Source organism: Pseudomonas gessardii, assembly GCF_001983165.1.
Taxonomy (GTDB): Bacteria; Pseudomonadota; Gammaproteobacteria; order Pseudomonadales; family Pseudomonadaceae; genus Aquipseudomonas; species Aquipseudomonas gessardii.
This window is the reverse complement of sequence record NZ_MNPU01000005.1, coordinates 1-17196: the sequence shown is the minus strand read 5'-3', so window position 1 is coordinate 17196 and position 17196 is coordinate 1. Positions and strand designations below refer to the sequence as shown.

Below are 17196 nucleotides of genomic sequence, written 5' to 3'. Positions count from 1 at the left end.
GAGGAATTGCGAATACGGTCCGCCCGGCCTGCTGCGCCTTCGTGAAAAGAAACAAACAGGGCGTTCTTTATTCTTTACGCAAGATTTGCGCCAAAATGTTACAAAGCCAAGGTTGACGCGGGCTATAGGACAATCCTTCAGCGCTCGCAAGCCATTGAGATCAATGGCAATTCGCCACAACGTTACCGGCCGACTCACATCCAGAACCAATGAGTCCACCAAAAACCCACACAGAAAGTATGTGACACCCAATTAAAGGGCCCGTAGGCACCGTTTACCCGTTTAACCCTTCCAACACCCGGCCAAAGCTGGCAACATCGCGCCCTTTTTTACGCGACTGCCATGGGTTTATCGGTTAAAACGGCTGTTCGGTTGTTGATGGCGCGACACGCTGCTGTGTCGATGCGACAACCTGTCACACACTGTCTGTTTAACGCCCGTGGCGCTGTTGGCTGTCATCCGAACGCTATGCTAGCTTGGCGCCACGCCAGGAAGGCGACCCAACAGCAGGAACGCAATGCACACAATGAGGACCGCTCATGGCTTTGGCCGCGCCCGCGCTTGAAATCCGCAACTTGCATAAACGCTATGGTGAGCTGGAGGTGCTCAAAGGCATCTCGCTGACCGCTCGCGACGGCGATGTGATCTCGATCCTGGGCTCCTCCGGTTCCGGCAAATCCACGTTCCTGCGCTGCATCAACCTGCTGGAAAACCCGCACCAGGGCCAGATCCTGGTGGCCGGCGAAGAGCTCAAGCTCAAGGCCGCGAAAAACGGCGAGCTGATGGCCGCTGACGGCAAGCAGATCAACCGCCTGCGCAGCGAAATCGGCTTTGTGTTCCAGAACTTCAACCTCTGGCCACATATGAGCATCCTCGACAACATCATCGAGGCCCCACGCCGCGTGCTCGGCCAGAGCAAGGCCGAAGCCATCGAAGTGGCCGAGGCCCTGCTGGCCAAGGTCGGTATTGGCGACAAGCGCCACGCCTACCCGGCGCAATTGTCCGGCGGCCAGCAACAACGCGCGGCCATCGCCCGCACCCTGGCGATGCAACCCAAAGTCATTCTGTTCGATGAGCCCACTTCGGCACTTGACCCGGAAATGGTTCAGGAAGTACTTAATGTGATCCGCGCGCTGGCCGAAGAAGGCCGCACCATGCTGCTGGTCACCCACGAAATGGGCTTTGCCCGCCAAGTGTCCAGCGAAGTGGTGTTCCTCCACCAGGGGCTGGTCGAAGAGCAAGGATCGCCACAGCAGGTGTTTGAGAACCCGCTTTCGGCGCGCTGCAAACAATTCATGTCCAGCAACCGCTAACGGAGCAACATGCATGCAGAACTATAAAAAATTCCTCCTGGCCGCCGCCGTTTCCATGGCGTTCAGCGCCACGGCCATGGCCGAGACTTTGAAAATGGGGATCGAGGCGGCCTACCCGCCCTTCAACAATAAAGACGCCAGTGGCAACGTGGTCGGCTTCGACAAAGACATCGGCGACGCCCTGTGCGCCAAGATGAAAGTCGAATGCAGCGTAGTCACTTCCGACTGGGATGGCATCATCCCGGCCCTGAACGCCAAGAAGTTCGACTTCCTGGTGTCGTCGCTGTCGATCACCGACGAGCGCAAGCAGGCCGTTGACTTCACCGACCCGTACTACTCCAACAAGCTGCAGTTCATCGCGGCCAAGTCCATCAAGGACTTCAAGACCGACGCCGACTACCTCAAAGGCAAGATCATCGGGGCGCAGCGCGCGACACTGGCCGGGACCTACCTGGAAGACAAACTGCCAGACACCACCGCCAAGCTCTATGACACCCAGGAAAACGCCTACCTCGACCTGACGTCCGGCCGCCTGGACGGGATGCTCGCCGACAAGTACGTGCAATACGAGTGGCTCAAGAGCAAAGACGGTTCGGCCTACGAGTTCAAGGGCGATCCGGTTGTAGAAAGCGACAAGATCGGCATCGCCGTGCGCAAAGGCGACCCACTGCGCGAGCGCCTGAACAAGGCCCTGGCGGAAATCAAGGCCGACGGCACCTACAAGAAGATCAACGACAAGTACTTCCCTTTCAGCATCGAATGATCCTGACTGGCCAGACCGGCGCGCTCGCTTGAGCGCGCCGGCTTTTCGCAATGCCTTGCGCGATATGAAAAAACCATGAATTTCGATCTCTACGGATTCGGCCCCGCACTCGCTGCCGGCGCGCTGATGACCGTCAAACTGGCACTCACGGCGTTATGCCTGGGGCTGGTGCTCGGCCTGGCCGGCGCCTTGGCCAAGACTTCCCCGTACAAGTTCCTGCAATGGCTTGGCGGCGCTTACTCGACCATTGTCCGCGGCATTCCCGAACTGCTGTGGGTGCTGCTGATCTATTTCGGCACGGTCAATATGATGCGGGCCCTGGGGGAGTTTTTCGGCAACCCCGACCTGTCGCTCAGCGCCTTCGCTGCTGGGGTGATTGCCCTGGGCCTGTGCTTTGGCGCCTACGCCACCGAAGTGTTTCGTGGCGCGATCCTGGCGATCCCCAAAGGCCATCGTGAAGCGGGCATTGCCCTGGGCCTGTCGAAACTGCGTATTTTCACCCGGTTGATCATGCCGCAGATGTGGCGCATCGCCCTGCCGGGCCTGGGCAACCTGTTTATGATTTTGATGAAGGACACCGCGCTGGTCTCGGTGATCGGCCTGGAAGAAATCATGCGCCACGCGCAAATCGGCGTGACCGTTACCAAGCAGCCCTTCACCTTCTTCATGGTCGCGGCCTTTATGTACCTGGGCCTCACCGTCCTGGCCATGGCCGGCATGTACTTCCTGGAAAAACGCGCCGCTCGCGGCTTTGCGAGGAGCACGCAATGAACGGCGACTACAGCTGGCTGGCGCATTTCGACCTGGGCCTGAACTGGGCCGTGATCATCAAGTGGCTGCCACGACTGGCCCAGGGCGCGACCCTGACCCTGGAACTGGTGGCCATCGCGGTGATCGCCGGGCTACTGCTGGCGATCCCCCTGGGCATCGCCCGTTCTTCGCGCCGGTGGTACGTGCGCACCCTGCCTTACTGCTACATTTTCTTCTTCCGTGGCACACCGTTGCTGGTGCAGCTGTTTTTGGTCTACTACGGCCTGGCGCAGTTCGACGCCGTGCGCGAAAGCGCCCTGTGGCCCTACCTGCGGGACCCGTTCTGGTGCGCCACCGTCACCATGACCCTGCACACTGCCGCCTACATCGCCGAGATCCTGCGCGGCGCGATCCAGGCCATCCCGCCCGGTGAGATCGAAGCGGCGCGGGCGCTGGGCATGTCCAAGCCCAAGGCGCTGTTCTACATCATCCTGCCGCGTGCCGCGCGCATCGGCCTGCCGGCCTACAGCAACGAAGTGATCCTGATGCTCAAGGCCAGCGCCCTGGCCAGTACCGTGACCCTGCTGGAATTGACCGGCATGGCCCGCACCATCATTGCCCGCACTTACCTGCCGGTAGAGATCTTCTTTGCCGCCGGCATGTTCTACCTGCTGATGGCCTATGTGCTGGTGCGCGGCTTCAAGCTGCTGGAACGCTGGTTGCGGGTCGATGCCTGCCAAGGACGCTGACAGCGGATTGACGGGCGAGCGACTGTTGGCCCGTTTTCTCGCACTGGATGCGTTCCTCACCGAACATCAAGGGCTGTGGCGACCACGCCCCTTCACCCACCTGCAATTACCCTGGGAAGCCCAGCATCCAGCGCTGGCCCAATGGCTGCGCCGGCGCTCGCTGGCACAGGCCGAAAGCAGCCATAACCTGCCCACTGCCCTACAGGCGCCGGCGCCGTTTCCGCAATGGGCGGAGCTGGCCGCGCGCCTGAGTGCTGTGGATAAGTTACCGTCGGGCGTGCTGCATGCGCCGTCGTCGCGCCTGAATGTGGATGTACCGGGCCGCAAATGGCAGCAAATCGAGGCGTTTGGCAGCGCACTGCAGTTTGCCGAGCGCCCGACCCATTGGCTCGACTGGTGCGCCGGTAAAGGCCACCTCGGCCGTCGGCTGCTGCAACCGGGGCAACACCTGACCTGTCTGGAGTACGACCCGGCACTGATCGCTGCTGGTCAGGCCTTGAGCGCGCACCACCACTTGCCCGCCACCCACCGCTGGCAAGACGTGATGGCGGATGTAGCGATCAATCCCGAACACACGCCTGTGGCCCTGCACGCCTGTGGCGACCTGCACGTACGCCTGCTGCAATTGGCCAGCGCCGCCGGCTGCAAACACCTGGCCGTGGCGCCCTGCTGCTACAACCGCATCGCCGGCGAGCAATACCAGGCGCTGTCGGCCGCGGCCCGCGCTTCGGCGCTGCGCTTGTCACGGGAGGACCTTGGCTTGCCCCTGAGCGAAACCGTCACCGCTGGCGCCCGGGTGCGCCTGCAACGCGACACCTCCATGGCCCGGCGCCTGGGCTTCGATCAGTTACAACGGCAATTGCGTGGGCGCGATGAGTACCTGCCCACGCCTTCGCTGCCCAGCGAATGGCTGCACCGCTCCTTCGCAGACTACTGCCAGCACCTGGCGACGCTCAAAGGGTTATCCACAGGTGCGCAGGATTGGGCAGCCCTGGAACAGCATGGCTGGCAACGTCTGGCCCATGTACGAAACCTGGAACTGGTGCGTAGCTTGTTTCGTCGCCCGCTGGAAGTGTGGCTGGTTCTGGATCGGGCATTGTTCCTGCAAGAAAACGGTTACAAGGCTCAAGTGGGCCGCTTCTGCGAAACAGCCCTGACCCCGCGCAACCTGATGGTGCTGGCCGAGCGCGATTAAAGGGCAAGGCGCCCTGTGGATAACTCTGTTGATGAATTTCTGTAGGACGCCGTAGAGGCGGGCGCTACAGAGGAAAATGCTGACTGATCATTTTTTGTTCACAAAATAAAACGCACGCAAAACAGGCAGTTGCAGCGTAATGAGAACAGCTCCACAAAATGACGGTTTCAGCACCTGTCCGAGCAACAGATTGTGCATAAGCATCTGCAGACAACCGTATAAGGCGTCGCACAAGTCGCGATTCAAGTGCCATTCAGTCGCCGGCACAGCCCATGGATATCCTCACAGGCCATGCTCACGGCCCCACAGTCCAGCGGGTCATCGGCAAAAGCCAGCGCCTCACTGATCAACGGGTCGCGATGGATCACATCCATGCCATCTTCCCCAAGGCGCCGCTTGAATGCGTCCAACATATCCAGGCTGAAGGCACTGCCCTCATCCAGTTGGTTGACGAGTACGTGACAGCGCAGTGTCGATGGCCGCGCAAGGTACGGCGCCAGCAACCGCTGCATCGGCTCCAGGGCACTCAGCGATGCGGCGTCCGCCAGGGCAACGATGACGACGGTATTGGCGACATTCAACGCCTGGTGCAGGTACACGTTATTACCGGCCGGGGTGTCGATAATGACGCTGTGCTGCTCACTCAAGCCCAGGTGCGACAAATGCTGCGCCAGCCAATCCGGGTCCTGTTTGAGCCAGCGCTGCAAGTCTTCCTGCTGTTGCCTGTCGGTCTCGCCAAAGACCAGCACCCGACAGCCGCAGAAACCGGGCTGGGCGAGATGATCCCACGCTTGATTGCCCAGGCTGGCGCGACCGATGCCCAAGGCGTCGTGGGGCAGGCCAAAGTGTAGGTGCAGGGCATTTTGCGGGTCCAGCTCCAGGACCGTCACCCCACGCCCCAGGCGCTGCAAGCCACTGCCCAAGGCCGTCGCCAGGGTACTGCGGCCCACTCCGCCATTGACCGACGCCAACACCACCACCTGTGCTCGGCAGGCCGGCATAACGGTAGGCTGGGGTTGTTCAGCGGGGGAAGAGGCAGCGTCGATGGGGGTATCTTCAAAAAACTGCAGCGCCGACGTCATCGGGCGGTCATGACTGGCCGTCTTTTTTGCAAAAAACTCATCGTCCTGGCTCACAGCCCATCCTCCCTTGCCACGGCACCTCTTGCAGAGCATGGGTGCACTTGTTGTTCAAACAGTGTGTGACAGGATGTGGAGAGTGTCATTATTTTGCTGTTTTTTATCTCACTCAATTCGACGAGCGGACAATCGTCAAATTAATGACTTTTTATGTACACCCACTGCTCGGCAACCTGCCCGGCACTGGACGCACTGACCCGCGCCAGGTCGACGGGATACTCCCCCCGGTGCGACCCATTCCGGCTTGAGATTGTCTGCTCACCGTCAAGGCCCCCTGATGACCAACCATGCTCAAACCCTGGGCCTCAAGGCGGCACTCATCACCCGTTGCGAAACCGCTGGAGCCCGCGACCGGCCGTGGAAAAATCGCGCGCTGAAAAATAGTCAGAATTCAGGGGTTTACAGAACCTTTCCAATCGCTATAATCGTCGCCCTAACACGCCGGTATAGCTCAGTTGGTAGAGCAACTGACTTGTAATCAGTAGGTCCCGGGTTCGACTCCTGGTGCCGGCACCATACAAAACGAAGCCTCCACAGAAATGTGGGGGCTTTGTTGTTTCTGAGGGGATGAGCGTACCCGTCTTTTCCACTCTGCCGTGTACGTCCTCGTCGTCCTCACCTGGCTATTTACCACCCGAGGTACTCACGGCCTGCATATTACGTGAAAATAAATCCGTCCCCTTTTCCCTTTTCCAAATTCAATGACTGGGTTTGTTTACTGCACAGGGTATTATCTCCCCCCTGGCCGAATGCCATCCTCACAGCGCAGCGTTGGTAGGATCTCCCTCGGCAAGCATACGCTTCAAGCATTCACGCTCCTGGGTACCGGGTAACATGCCCGTTGTCATCGCCAGCAGCACAGTGACTCCCTCTTCGTTGAGTACCCTGACCTCGGCTTTCGCATGACCGCGTTCATCAATGTCAACGATGAGCCAATGGCAGGTGATTTGTTCTTCTGGGTATACGGGACGCTTGAACTCGAAGTTCATGCCGGTAGCCAACCAACCGATCTGCCCGCCGATCTCGGTAATCAAACTTGCTGTTAGCAAGCCGTGTGCAATGGGTGCCTTGAACCCGCGCAACTGCGCGTAATGCGCATCGCAGTGGACCGGGTTGTAGTCCCGGGAGATCTGCGCGAATTGCTGGATATCGTCTAGCGAAAAACAGCGGACAACGGTGAAGCGGTCTCCTACGCTCAGCCCTTCGGCAGCGCGTTCTCTCGGGTTTTTCATAAGGGCTTCCTGGTAGCGGCGGGCCGGTCGTTAAAAAGTGTGCTCAGGGCCAGGAAATATCCCGGCTTCTACATCTTGTGCAAAATCTCTTGCTGCGGTTTGAAGCACAGAGCGGAGGTCGGCGTACTGTTTGACGAAGCGTGGTAGACGCCCCTGACGCAAACCGGCCATATCCTGCCAAACCAGTACCTGAGCATCACATTGGTTTCCGGCACCTATCCCGACGGTAGGTATGGAAACAGCATCGGTGATTGCGGCTCCAACTTCACCGGGTACCATCTCGATCAAAATCGCAAAGGCACCGGCGGCTTCCAGTGCTTTGGCGCTGTCTATCAAGCGTTGTGCATCTTCACCTCGGCCCTGTACACGATAGCCGCCCAGTTGATGTTCCATCTGTGGTGTGAAGCCGATGTGCGCCATGACAGGGATACCCGAACGAGTGAGTTTTTCGATGTGTGGCAGCAACTCGATCCCGCCTTCCAGCTTGACGGCATGGGCACCGGCTTCCTTCATGAATCGAACGGCGGTATGCAGGCACTGCTCCGGCGAGGCCTGATAGGAGCCGAAAGGCAGGTCGGCAATCACCAGTGCCCGCTGTGTCGAGCGGTTGACTGCGCGCACCAGCGGGATAAGTTCGTCGACGGTGACCGAAAGCGTTGATTCATTACCGTAGACATTGTTAGAGGCGGAGTCGCCCACCAGCAGGACAGGTATGCCGGCATCCTCGAAAATGGCGGCGCTGTACATGTCATACGCCGTCAACATCGCCCACTTGCGACCTTCCACTTTCATCTGTTTGAGGTGCGGGATCCGGATTCGTGTTGCAGGTTTTGTCTCGGGGGAACGGTCGTAGGGTGAAGTTTGCTCGCTCATCGGGACGTCTCGCTGGCAGGATGGGTTAGGCACGTAACTGCTCGATCAGCAGCACCAGCGCGATGATGATCATGATCACTCCGGACAAACGGCTGACCAGATGCGCAGCGCCAGGGCGTGCTCGAAGCACGACTTGTGAGCCAAATCCGACCAGCAGATAGATCACTCCGCAACTGATGGTGTGGATCAGCCCGAGCACAATCATCTGCATGGGCACGGGCCACGGCGCGGTGGTATCGGTGAATTGCGGCAAGAGCGCCAGAAACAGCAGAAACACTTTCGGATTCAGCCCGCTCACGCAAAGCCCCTTTAGCCCCCATCGCACCCATGAGTCGGTCGTTTGGCTTTCATCAGCGCGGGGGGTGGAAGGGCGGGCAAGCATATTGGCCCCCAACCAAAGTAGGTAACCCGCGCCGGCCACCGTCAGCACGGACAAGGCCAGCGGGTGATTGGCAACCAGCGTGCCGACACCGGCCGCGACGATCATTGTGGCGATCAAGTGGCCGGATAACAGCCCACCCACAGCGGGAATAACCACTCGATGCTTCAAGCCTGCGGATATCGCGTAGGCCCAATCTGCTCCCGGGGTGATGACGAACAGAATCGACACTGCCCAGAACGCGACGAACACACTGAAGGTCATGGCGTCACCCACGCCCATTGAGACAACGTTGTTTTTGTCATTATCGCTTCCTGTCAATCAAGGATCGCGCCTCTTTGGAAGAGCCCGGCCGTTTATGGCTGGAGGAAGAATAATGAAAACCGGCTAGAATATTCTTTCAAAGATTGTCGCAATGACAATTCAGATTGGAAGGTTTTATTGAATGGATAGAATTGATCGAAATATTCTTGCTGAACTGCAAAAAGATGGTCGCCTTTCGGTCACTGAACTGGCGGAAAGGGTCGGCCTGAGCCTTTCACCTTGTCATCGTCGAGTGCGGGCATTGGAAGAGTCCGGTGTATTGCTGGGCTATCGCGCGCAACTGGACCCCGCCGCGCTCGGCCTGAACTTTTCCGCCATGGTATTCGCCACCCTGCGAGAGGGCGACAGGCAAGCGGTAGAGGCGTTCGAGGCGGCGCTGATTGAGATCCCCCAGGTGGTCGATGCGCAAAGACTGTTTGGCGAGCCGGATTATTTGCTGCACGTCATCACCCAGGACCTGCCGGCCTTTCAGCGACTGTATGACGAGAGCCTTTCAACATTGCCCAATGTTCAGCGCCTGACCTCGACGCTGGTGATGAAACGGGTTGTTCAGGATCGGCCGCTGCCGTTGTGATCTTGCGTAGTCGCTGTGCAGTTGAGGCCGCTTTTAGCCGATTCTGTTGAAAAGTCGCTCAGCCCAAACAGCTCGCTCATTGACTGTTAAAACGCTTTTTTGCACGCCGCTACGTGAAATCCGAGTCTGGAAGACTCTGCCAAAAGTAAAAGAGTCGGGAAGAAACCACTTTCTTTTGCTGTCAGCACGGTTTTCAAAGTGGCCCCCAAGGCGACGAGTGCCGCTGATGCAGAACCAAACAGACAGTTGAATAAGCTATACTGCCAAGCACACATTCGTGGAGAGCAGACGTGGAAAAGCTGAGTTTTCAAGCCAAAAAAGCCTACTTCGCCAAACACCGCAAATCCAACTTCGCGGCCAGCTTGCGCCTCGAGGGGTTTACGACCTCCCAAAATGACGATCACAAGCTACCGACTCGTGAGGCTGCACTTGTGGCCGTTCGGCAAATCAAAGCTTGAGTAACGACAAATACGGGGTCGATCAGGACCCCTACTGTTACCCGGGAACAGCCACCCTCAAAAACCTGCTTGATTTGCACGAAGACGACGACCTCAACGAGGCCGAGCGCTATCTCACTGAATCTGCCGCAGAGCAACTTGAGTTTACAGAGCCACCCTACAGCCTAGACACGCTGAAACAAATTCATCGCACCCTGTTCTCAACTATCTATAGTTGGGCCGGCGAGATCAGGACAGTGAAGATCAGCAAGGGTAGAAATCAGTTTTGCATCCCTGAGCGCATAGAACCGGAAGCTGCCAGAGAATTCCGAAAAATCGAGGCCAATGCCTGGTTTGAAGGCTATTCACGCAACTTGCTGGTCAAAGCCATCGCCGAGTCCTACGGCACGCTGAACGTTGCACACCCTTTCCGCGAAGGTAATGGGCGAGCCCAGCGAGTTCTATTTGAGTGGATCATCGTCAACGTGGGCTACGAGATCAATTGGTGGGAAGTCGACAAACAAGAATGGGTTGAAGCAAATCATCAGTCATTCCATGGCGACGATAACCCACTGATCAACATATTTGACCGTTGCATCGGCCTGCCAATCAGGGAAGACAATGCCCACCTGATCCCTTCGCAAAATACCGACTAGGCACCTCCCCCAACACCCGCCTGAAAACACTCGTAAACGCACTCGAGCTGCTATACCCCAAATCAATCGCAACCCGCGTCACCGACTCCCCATTCCCCAACCTGACCACCGCCGCCAACAGGCAGGCTTGCTGGCGCCATTCCACAAAGCTGATGCCCGTCTGCTGGCGAAACAAGCGGGTGAAGGTGCGGCGGCTCATGCCGAGGCGTTGGGTCATATCGTCGATGCCGATTTCCAGTGATGGCTGTTCCAGCAGGTGGCGGCAAATGTGGGCCAGCCGGGGGTCGTTGGGGAGTGGGGCGTTGAGTGACAGGGGGTGCATATCGGCTATTTCGTCGAGCAGCAGGGTCATCAGGCGGCCGTGCAGATGGTCCTTTTCGTACAGCGCCGGTATGTCGATAGCGCGGGTCAGCAGTTCGCGCAGCAGCGTCGATACGCCGAACACCTGGCACTGGGCGGGCAGGTTGAGGCGGGTTGCGGCGTGGGTGCGGATGTAGGTGTTGAGCATGGTCACCGGGCCGCTCATGCTCATTTCGTGGGGCACGCCCGCCGGGACCCAGATGGCGCGGTGGGGTGGCACCACCCAGTTGCCCTGTTGGGTGAAGACGGTGATCACGCCGCAGGCTGCGTAGGCGAATTGCCCACGCCGATGGCTATGCAACGCAAAGTGCTGGCCGTCGGCATAGTCGTTGGCGGTGACCACGGCGTCGCGGGGGGTGTTTTCGTAGGGGTCGATTTCAGTTTGGCGCATGGCCCGAATTTAATGATTTATGACCTGATAGTGCAAGCAAGCCATCGCACCTATTGCGCATAGTTGCGCCTTGGCTGGCGCAGAGGTGCCGGCGCTGCTTTGTGGAATCAGAACACCATGCAAAAGAAACATCTGGCCCTGGCCATGTTGGTGACGGCTGTCTGGGGGCTGAATTTTCCGATTACCAAGTTGGGGCTCGCGGGGATCGATCCGCTGTTGCTGACCGCCCTGCGCTTTACACTGGCGGCGTTGCCGTGGGTGTTTTTTGTACGGCGTCCGGCCATTGCCATGAAGTGGTTGGTGGCCTACGGGCTGATTTTCGGGGTGGCAATGTGGGCCTTGATCAACCTGGGGATTGAACAGGGTGTACCGCCAGGTACGGCGGCCTTGTTGATCCAGTTCAGTGCGTTTTTTACCCTGGGTTGGGGGGTGTTGTTGTTTCGCGAGCAACTGAACGTCGGCCAGATCCTCGGGGTGGGGCTGGCGGCTGTAGGACTGATCGGCATTATCGCCAGCAGTCCGGGCGAGGCGACAACCCTGGGTTATGGCCTGTTGCTGGTAAGTGCGTTCAGTTGGAGTGTGGGCAACGTCATCATCAAGCAATCAAAAGTGCGCGAGATGTTTGCCTTTGTGGTGTGGGCCAGTCTGTTCCCGCCGCTTCCGTTGCTACTGCTGACGTGGCTGGCCCATGGATCGGCGCCGTTCACTGCGCTGGTCACCCATATGGAGTGGCTGACGGTGTTCTCGCTGTTGTTTCAGGTGTACGCGGCCACGCACTTTTGTTACTGGGGCTGGAACCTACTGCTGCGCGAGTACCCGGTCTCCAAGGTGGCGCCGCTGTCGTTGCTGATCCCGGTGTTTGGCGTCACCGGCTCCATGCTGTTGCTGGGGCATCGGGTCGATCTCAACGAGGGGATCTCGATTGCGCTGATTGTGTCGGCATTGGCCGTGGGGCTGGTGAAATCTCGCCCAGCGAGGACGTCATCTCCCGCTTGATGCCAAGGGCGACGAGCATAAGATGGCACTTAGCCATATTTCTAATTGACACCCCCCTCCCCGTCCTTTAAAACCCCATGCATTCGCTGCGGGAAACCCTGCCCCCAACAGCACCCGCCGTTTTTTATCGAGACATGGATGTCGAAGAACCCGCCTCTGTTTAATCGCCGCCGTTATTTGCTCGCGTTTTTTATCGTCTTGCTGGCAGTGCTCGACCCCTTCGGCCTGGCCAGCTCCAGTGACAAGGCATCCGCCCAGTGGCTCAACCGGATGTTCTCCAGCAAGTACCCCAGCACCGGTCAGCAACACATTGCCGTGGTGTTGGTCGATGACGCCTACCTGATGCGCAATAACACCTCGTGGCCAATGCCATATAGCGAGCAGAGCAAGTTGTTCAAGCGCTTGCTGGCCTACAAGCCCAAGGCGGTGTTTGTGGACCTGTTGTACAGCCACGATCACTCCCAGGGCGACCCGACGCGGGGCAGTCAGGTGTTGGCGAATGTGTTCGAGCGCTATCAACGCCGGGGTATTCCCTTACTGTTGGCCAATACCGGGGTGACGCGGGGCGAGAATGGGCAGGCCAATACCCTCGAGCAATTTGCCGCGTTCAGCCAGCCGGGGCTGGTGATGTGGTCGGGGGTGGATGACAAGTACCCCCTGGCGATGCCGACCGCGTTGGGGCTGATGGAGACCCCGGCCCTGGCGCTGTACCGCCAGTTCTGCAAGGACCGGCCGTGTGCAGACCTGCCCCGGGATGCCGAAGCGGCTGCGCAGTTGCAGCCGATCGCCGTGCAGTGGGGCCTGAAGCTGGCACCCGGGCAGGCGCAGATTGCGGATATCCGGCATTGCGCACCCCCGCGCAATTTTGTGCTGGATTGGGTGGCGCAGTTTTTCCAGGCGGTGTTCTGGAAACTCGACGACTCCGCCCAGGCCCGTTGCCCGTATAGCCTGACCCTGTCGGCCAGCGACCTGGAGGTCAGCGCGCCGGAGGATCAAGCGCTGGTGGCCGGTTTGTTGCGCGACCGGCTGGTGATGGTCGGGGCCAGTATCACCTCCACCGGCGACCTGGTGCAGTCGCCCGTGCATGGGCTGATCCCCGGGGTTTACCTGCATGCCATGGCCCTGGACAACCTGATCAACAAGGGTATGGATTACGACCGCGAGCCGGCCAATTTCCCCGGATGGAACCTGCATTGGGTGGACGTGCTGGAGCTTGGGCTGCTAGCGCTGATTATCGTGCTCAAGGCCCTGCATGCCCGGCGCCTGGCGGGCTTGCCTGCCTGGACTCGCTGGCGGCAGCAGGAGGTCCGCTTCTTCACTTCGCCCTACCCGTCGTGGGGGTTGGTCATGCTGATGCTGCTGACGGTGTGTGGGGTGCTGTATCTGAACCACATCACCCTGGTCAACGTGCTGGGTATTGTTTTGCTGTCATTGGCGCTGTTCAGCGAACGGATCGAAGCCTTCTTCGACCGTGGCCGCTAAAGGGTGCCGCCATGTCGTCTCACTCAAGGAAACCAAGGATGACCAGAATTTTCATCGTGTTGCTCGTCGCGCTCTACAGCCAGGCGGTACTGGCCGAAACCCACGTCATCAAGGCGTTCCTGGCCGACCCGGTGGAGGTGGTGGACGAGCAAGGCAAGCTGCAACGGGAAATCGCCCGCAAGGACACACCCAAGCAGCCCATTGCGGTGTTGCAGCTCAACAAGGCGTTGGATCTGGTGCAGGTGGAACTGGCCGGCCAGAAAATCTGGCTGGATGTTGGAGACCTGCGCATCGAGCCGCCACTCAACGTCATGGAGCTACCGTGCCAGCAAATGCCCCAGAGCCTGGCCAGCGACACGCACAACAAATCCACGCTCGGCTACGGCGCCGGCTGCAGCCAATAAAGGAGTATCGCGGTGAAGGGATATCTATTGCTGGCCAGTGCATTGCTCAGTGGTTGCGCCACCCTGAAAGGTGTAGACCAGGCGTTTCTGAACCTGGTGGGGCCATCAACCCAGTCGCAGGTCCAGGGCCACTATGTAAATGACGCCGACGTGCGCCAGTACTACAAGCTCGACCCGCAGCGCGCGGGCCAGCAGCGCCTGAGTTACGACGGCCGCACCGTGCCTGCCGCCGAGGCACGCCAGCAGAACCTGGTGGATATCCCGATGCTGCAGGTGTACTTGCAGGGCATCGTCACGCGCCTGTCCAAGGGCTGGCCGGGGCAGTTGCCGCTGTTGCAGGTAAAGATCACCGACAGCTACAGCTTCGGGCCGTCGGCGGACCCGTACGGCAATATCTTCGTGCCCCTGGGCATGCTGGAAAACGTCGGTAGCGAAGACGAAATCGCCGCCATGCTCGGCCATGAAATGAGCCATGTGCTGCTGCATCACCATGATCGCGCCGCCGCTTTCCAGCAGCAGAAGGAAATGTTTACCACGGTGGCCTCTACCGTGGCCCTGGCAACCGTGGCGGCCAATACCGGGGTGGATAGCAGTTCCGGCACCATGAAACTGTTCAGCAAAGACCCGGCCGGCACGCAAAAAACCATCGGCAATACTGTGTTGTATACCTCGCTGGCCAACAGTTTTTCCGACAACGTCTGGAGCACTGCGTGGGGCCGCAGCCAGGAAGATCAGGCAGATCTACTCGGCACCGACCTGATGATCCGGGCCGGCTACGCTCCCCGTGCGGCCACCCATAGCCTGGAACGGCTGAATGATTTCCAGGGTAAGCAGAAACCATTGCTGACGGGCTTTCTCACCGCCCGCAAGGACGCGATGCAAGACTCGTTGCAGCAGTTCAACCTTGATCGTTTTACCAAAGAGTTGGACGTGTTGGTCAAGGACGGCCTGAGCACCACCCTCACCGCCACCAGCCAGTACTTCAACCGCTCCCACATGTCCGCTCTTGACCGTGATACCGAGCTGCGCCAATACCTGCAACGCGAGTACCGCAAGGAGCGCCGCGCCCGGGTCAACACCACGAGTTGGCCAAAGGTGCGTGACGCCGCGCCAGTGGCCAAGGCCATGCAGGGTTACAAGGACGCCTATGCCGCCACTGCGGCCCTGGCCAAAAACAAGGTGCCCGAGGCCGATGCGTTTATCCGGCGGGCCTTGCGCTCACCGGTCAAGGACCAGCCGAACATCCGCCGCACCGCCTACGCCGTGCGCCTGGCCCAGGGCAAGAACGCCGAGGCGCTCAAGGAGTTGCAGGCGATCAAGGACTGGTCCCTGGCCGGGCCTTCGACCTATGACTTGATGATCAGCTACTACCTCAAGCGCGGCGACGGCAAGGCTGCGCTGGCAATGATCGACACAGCCGAGCGCCACCTGGGTTCGGAAGAGTTGTTTATCACCGAGAAGCTGCTGGCCAACCAGCAATTGCAGAATGCCCAGCAGGTGCAAAGCGTGCTGCGCAAGTGTGGGCAGTACCCGGCGCGCAAGGCCAACTGCCAAAAGTTGGCGCAGGTCAAAGCCTAGGCTTGACGTTTCGCCGCTATAAAAAAACCCCGACACGTCGGGGTTTTTTATGGCCTGGTATCAGGCACGACGTACGATCTTAGAACACGTTGATCGGGTAGTCGGCGAACAGACGGATTTCGTTACCACCAACGTTGTATTCACTGGCGTTGTTGGAAACCCGCAACCAGGACGCCCGAGCGCGCAGGCTCAGGTCCTTGGCTGGACCAGCTTGTACGACGTATTTGAACTGGTTGAAGATTTCACGCTCGGAGCCATCGCCACGGTTGGTACCGTCGTCAATGTTGGTACCGCGCACGTAAGCGACGTTGTAGGTCAGGCCTGGTACGCCGAAGGCACTAAAGTCCAGACCATAGCCAACCTGCCAGGAGCGTTCGTCTTTACCGTTGAAGTCAGACCAGTAGGAGTTGGCCAACAGGATGGTGTTGCCGCCGTCGCCAATGCCGCCAGCGTTGCGGTAGCCGCCGTACAGGTAGCCGGTGTCACCGGTGCTGCGCTGGTGAGCAACGGTGAAGCTATGCGCGCCAACGGCCCACGTAGCGCCCAGGCTCCAGATCTTGTTGTCACGGGCGTCTTCGTTTTTCTGGTTTTCCAGAGCGAAGCTCTTGTCCAGCTTGGTTTTGTAGCCGTTGAAGTCAAAAGTCAGCGACTGCTCTTGTGGCAGGGCCAACACATAGTTGACGTTGATGTATTGCTTCTTCAGTACATCTTGCATGTCGGAAGCGTACAGCGCGGCCGACAGGCTTTCGGTGAATTTGTAGCTACCACCGATGTAGTCGATGCTCTTCAGGCGACCGCTGTCGGTGCCTTCCATGCTCTTGCGAGCTTCCTTGGTAAAGTGACCAGCATCAAGTTGCAGGCCAGCGATCTCTTTGGAAACGATCGAAGTACCGGTGTAGGTTTCCGACAACAGACGGGAGTTGTCGTACTGCAGTACAGGTACGGCAGGGAACTGATCACCGTACTTGAGCACGGTGTTGGACACTCGAAACTTCACGGCAGCGCCGCCTTTGGCCAGGTCATGTGGTGCCGGGCCAGGGTTTGGCTTGCCATTGGCATCAACAGTGCCGTTGCCTTGCTTGAAGAAGTCGATACCACCAGCGCCAGCGCGACCTTGGCCACCATCCAAACGGATGGCGTACTGACCGATCACGTCCACACCTACACCAACGGTGCCTTGGGTGAAGCCAGACTCGAGTTTACCGATGAAGCCCTGACCCCATTCAGCTTTGTCTTGCTTGCCATTTTTGTAATCGCGGCTGATATACGCATTACGCGCCGCGATGTTCAAGTGGCTATCTTCCACGAAGCCTTTGGATTGCTCCTGGTCGTTTGCCATTGCCTGAGTAGCGCTCAAAATCCCCAGAGCAATCAGACCCATCCGTTTATTCAACATTTTCTTATTCCTTATTACTGGTTGAGTACGCGCTGTGACACCTGACTCCATTTGGCTTTTTTTGTATCGACTTTCCCTTGTCTAGTCCTGAAATAGGTTTACACCTGTTTCACCCTAACGCCCGATGCACCGCATCGGGCGTTTTGTATTTCAAAGACAGGTGCGGACGCTCGCCGTTGTAGATCGATACCGACTCACTCACCAT

Annotated in this window: 18 protein-coding genes and 1 tRNA gene; 13 read left to right on the top strand and 6 right to left on the bottom strand. The window is 58.8% G+C overall.

Annotated features, from left to right (window positions below; genetic code table 11):
* Positions 1 to 539: 539 nt before the first annotated feature.
* The 5 genes from BLL38_RS05530 (at position 540) to BLL38_RS05510 (ending at position 4770) form a co-directional block, all read left to right on the top strand.
* Positions 540 to 1313: an ABC transporter ATP-binding protein gene (locus tag BLL38_RS05530; protein ID WP_029295861.1), complete on the top strand. Its 774-nt coding sequence runs from the start codon at positions 540 to 542 to the stop codon at positions 1311 to 1313.
* A 13-nt stretch (positions 1314 to 1326) separates the two neighbouring features.
* On the top strand, positions 1327 to 2076 hold the full coding sequence (locus BLL38_RS05525; protein WP_076961641.1) for an ABC transporter substrate-binding protein: 750 nt from the start codon (positions 1327 to 1329) through the stop codon (positions 2074 to 2076).
* A 75-nt stretch (positions 2077 to 2151) separates the two neighbouring features.
* Entirely contained in the window at positions 2152 to 2847 is a 696-nt protein-coding gene (locus tag BLL38_RS05520) for an ABC transporter permease (RefSeq protein WP_076961640.1), read from the top strand.
* 38 nt (positions 2848 to 2885) lie between these two features.
* Positions 2886 to 3575 carry an ABC transporter permease gene (locus tag BLL38_RS05515; protein ID WP_076961781.1) on the top strand — a complete coding sequence of 230 codons (690 nt, stop codon included), beginning with the start codon at positions 2886 to 2888 and terminating at the stop codon, positions 3573 to 3575.
* Positions 3556 to 4770, top strand: a complete 1215-nt coding sequence (locus BLL38_RS05510; protein ID WP_076961639.1) for a methyltransferase — start codon at positions 3556 to 3558, stop codon at positions 4768 to 4770. Before BLL38_RS05515 ends, BLL38_RS05510 begins: the two co-directional genes overlap by 20 nt.
* 242 nt (positions 4771 to 5012) lie before the next feature.
* On the opposite strand, the gene bcsQ is transcribed toward BLL38_RS05510, so the two are convergent.
* The gene (gene bcsQ / locus BLL38_RS05505; protein WP_076961638.1) at positions 5013 to 5906 is read right to left on the bottom strand and encodes a cellulose biosynthesis protein BcsQ; all 894 of its coding nucleotides are present in this window, start codon (positions 5904 to 5906) and stop codon (positions 5013 to 5015) included.
* Positions 5907 to 6349: 443 nt separating this feature from the next.
* On the opposite strand from bcsQ, the gene BLL38_RS05500 reads away from it, so the two are divergent.
* Positions 6350 to 6425: transfer RNA gene (locus BLL38_RS05500), tRNA-Thr, on the top strand.
* 242 nt (positions 6426 to 6667) lie between these two features.
* On the opposite strand, the gene BLL38_RS05495 is transcribed toward BLL38_RS05500, so the two are convergent.
* Genes BLL38_RS05495 through BLL38_RS05485 form a run of 3 tightly spaced genes read right to left on the bottom strand, consistent with a single transcriptional unit; the run spans position 6668 to position 8657 of the window.
* The gene (locus BLL38_RS05495; RefSeq protein ID WP_076961637.1) at positions 6668 to 7141 is read right to left on the bottom strand and encodes a MaoC family dehydratase; all 474 of its coding nucleotides are present in this window, start codon (positions 7139 to 7141) and stop codon (positions 6668 to 6670) included.
* Between the two features lie 30 nt (positions 7142 to 7171).
* Positions 7172 to 8014, bottom strand: a complete 843-nt coding sequence (panB, locus tag BLL38_RS05490; protein WP_076961636.1) for a 3-methyl-2-oxobutanoate hydroxymethyltransferase — start codon at positions 8012 to 8014, stop codon at positions 7172 to 7174.
* Positions 8015 to 8039: 25 nt separating this feature from the next.
* Positions 8040 to 8657 carry a LysE family translocator gene (locus BLL38_RS05485; RefSeq protein WP_076961780.1) on the bottom strand — a complete coding sequence of 206 codons (618 nt, stop codon included), beginning with the start codon at positions 8655 to 8657 and terminating at the stop codon, positions 8040 to 8042.
* A 181-nt stretch (positions 8658 to 8838) separates the two neighbouring features.
* Between BLL38_RS05485 and BLL38_RS05480 the strand changes: the two genes are divergently transcribed.
* The 3 genes from BLL38_RS05480 (at position 8839) to BLL38_RS05475 (ending at position 10384) form a co-directional block, all read left to right on the top strand.
* Positions 8839 to 9291, top strand: a complete 453-nt coding sequence (locus BLL38_RS05480; RefSeq protein WP_076961635.1) for an Lrp/AsnC family transcriptional regulator — start codon at positions 8839 to 8841, stop codon at positions 9289 to 9291.
* A 290-nt stretch (positions 9292 to 9581) separates the two neighbouring features.
* Entirely contained in the window at positions 9582 to 9749 is a 168-nt protein-coding gene (locus BLL38_RS30335) for a YhfG family protein (RefSeq protein WP_090412833.1), read from the top strand.
* Positions 9746 to 10384 (top strand): Fic/DOC family protein, encoded by a 639-nt coding sequence (locus tag BLL38_RS05475; protein ID WP_076961634.1) that lies wholly within the window; start codon positions 9746 to 9748, stop codon positions 10382 to 10384. Before BLL38_RS30335 ends, BLL38_RS05475 begins: the two co-directional genes overlap by 4 nt.
* Here the strand turns inward: BLL38_RS05475 and BLL38_RS05470 are convergent.
* Positions 10338 to 11135 (bottom strand): AraC family transcriptional regulator, encoded by a 798-nt coding sequence (locus BLL38_RS05470; RefSeq protein WP_076961633.1) that lies wholly within the window; start codon positions 11133 to 11135, stop codon positions 10338 to 10340. The two genes, BLL38_RS05475 and BLL38_RS05470, sit on opposite strands and share 47 nt — an antisense overlap.
* A gap of 117 nt (positions 11136 to 11252) precedes the next feature.
* On the opposite strand from BLL38_RS05470, the gene BLL38_RS05465 reads away from it, so the two are divergent.
* The 4 genes from BLL38_RS05465 (at position 11253) to BLL38_RS05450 (ending at position 15595) form a co-directional block, all read left to right on the top strand.
* Positions 11253 to 12131 (top strand): EamA family transporter, encoded by an 879-nt coding sequence (locus BLL38_RS05465; protein ID WP_076961632.1) that lies wholly within the window; start codon positions 11253 to 11255, stop codon positions 12129 to 12131.
* A gap of 138 nt (positions 12132 to 12269) precedes the next feature.
* Positions 12270 to 13613, top strand: coding sequence for a CHASE2 domain-containing protein (locus BLL38_RS05460; RefSeq protein ID WP_076961631.1), 1344 nt, complete (start codon positions 12270 to 12272; stop codon positions 13611 to 13613).
* 38 nt (positions 13614 to 13651) lie between these two features.
* A complete protein-coding gene (locus BLL38_RS05455; protein WP_076961630.1) occupies positions 13652 to 14017 on the top strand; it encodes a hypothetical protein in 366 nt (121 codons plus the stop codon).
* 12 nt (positions 14018 to 14029) lie between these two features.
* On the top strand, positions 14030 to 15595 hold the full coding sequence (locus tag BLL38_RS05450) for a M48 family metallopeptidase (RefSeq protein ID WP_076961629.1): 1566 nt from the start codon (positions 14030 to 14032) through the stop codon (positions 15593 to 15595).
* 79 nt (positions 15596 to 15674) lie between these two features.
* Here BLL38_RS05450 and BLL38_RS05445 read toward each other — a convergent pair whose 3' ends face one another.
* Entirely contained in the window at positions 15675 to 16991 is a 1317-nt protein-coding gene (locus BLL38_RS05445; protein ID WP_076961628.1) for an OprD family porin, read from the bottom strand.
* Between the last annotated feature and the right edge of the window lie 205 nt (positions 16992 to 17196).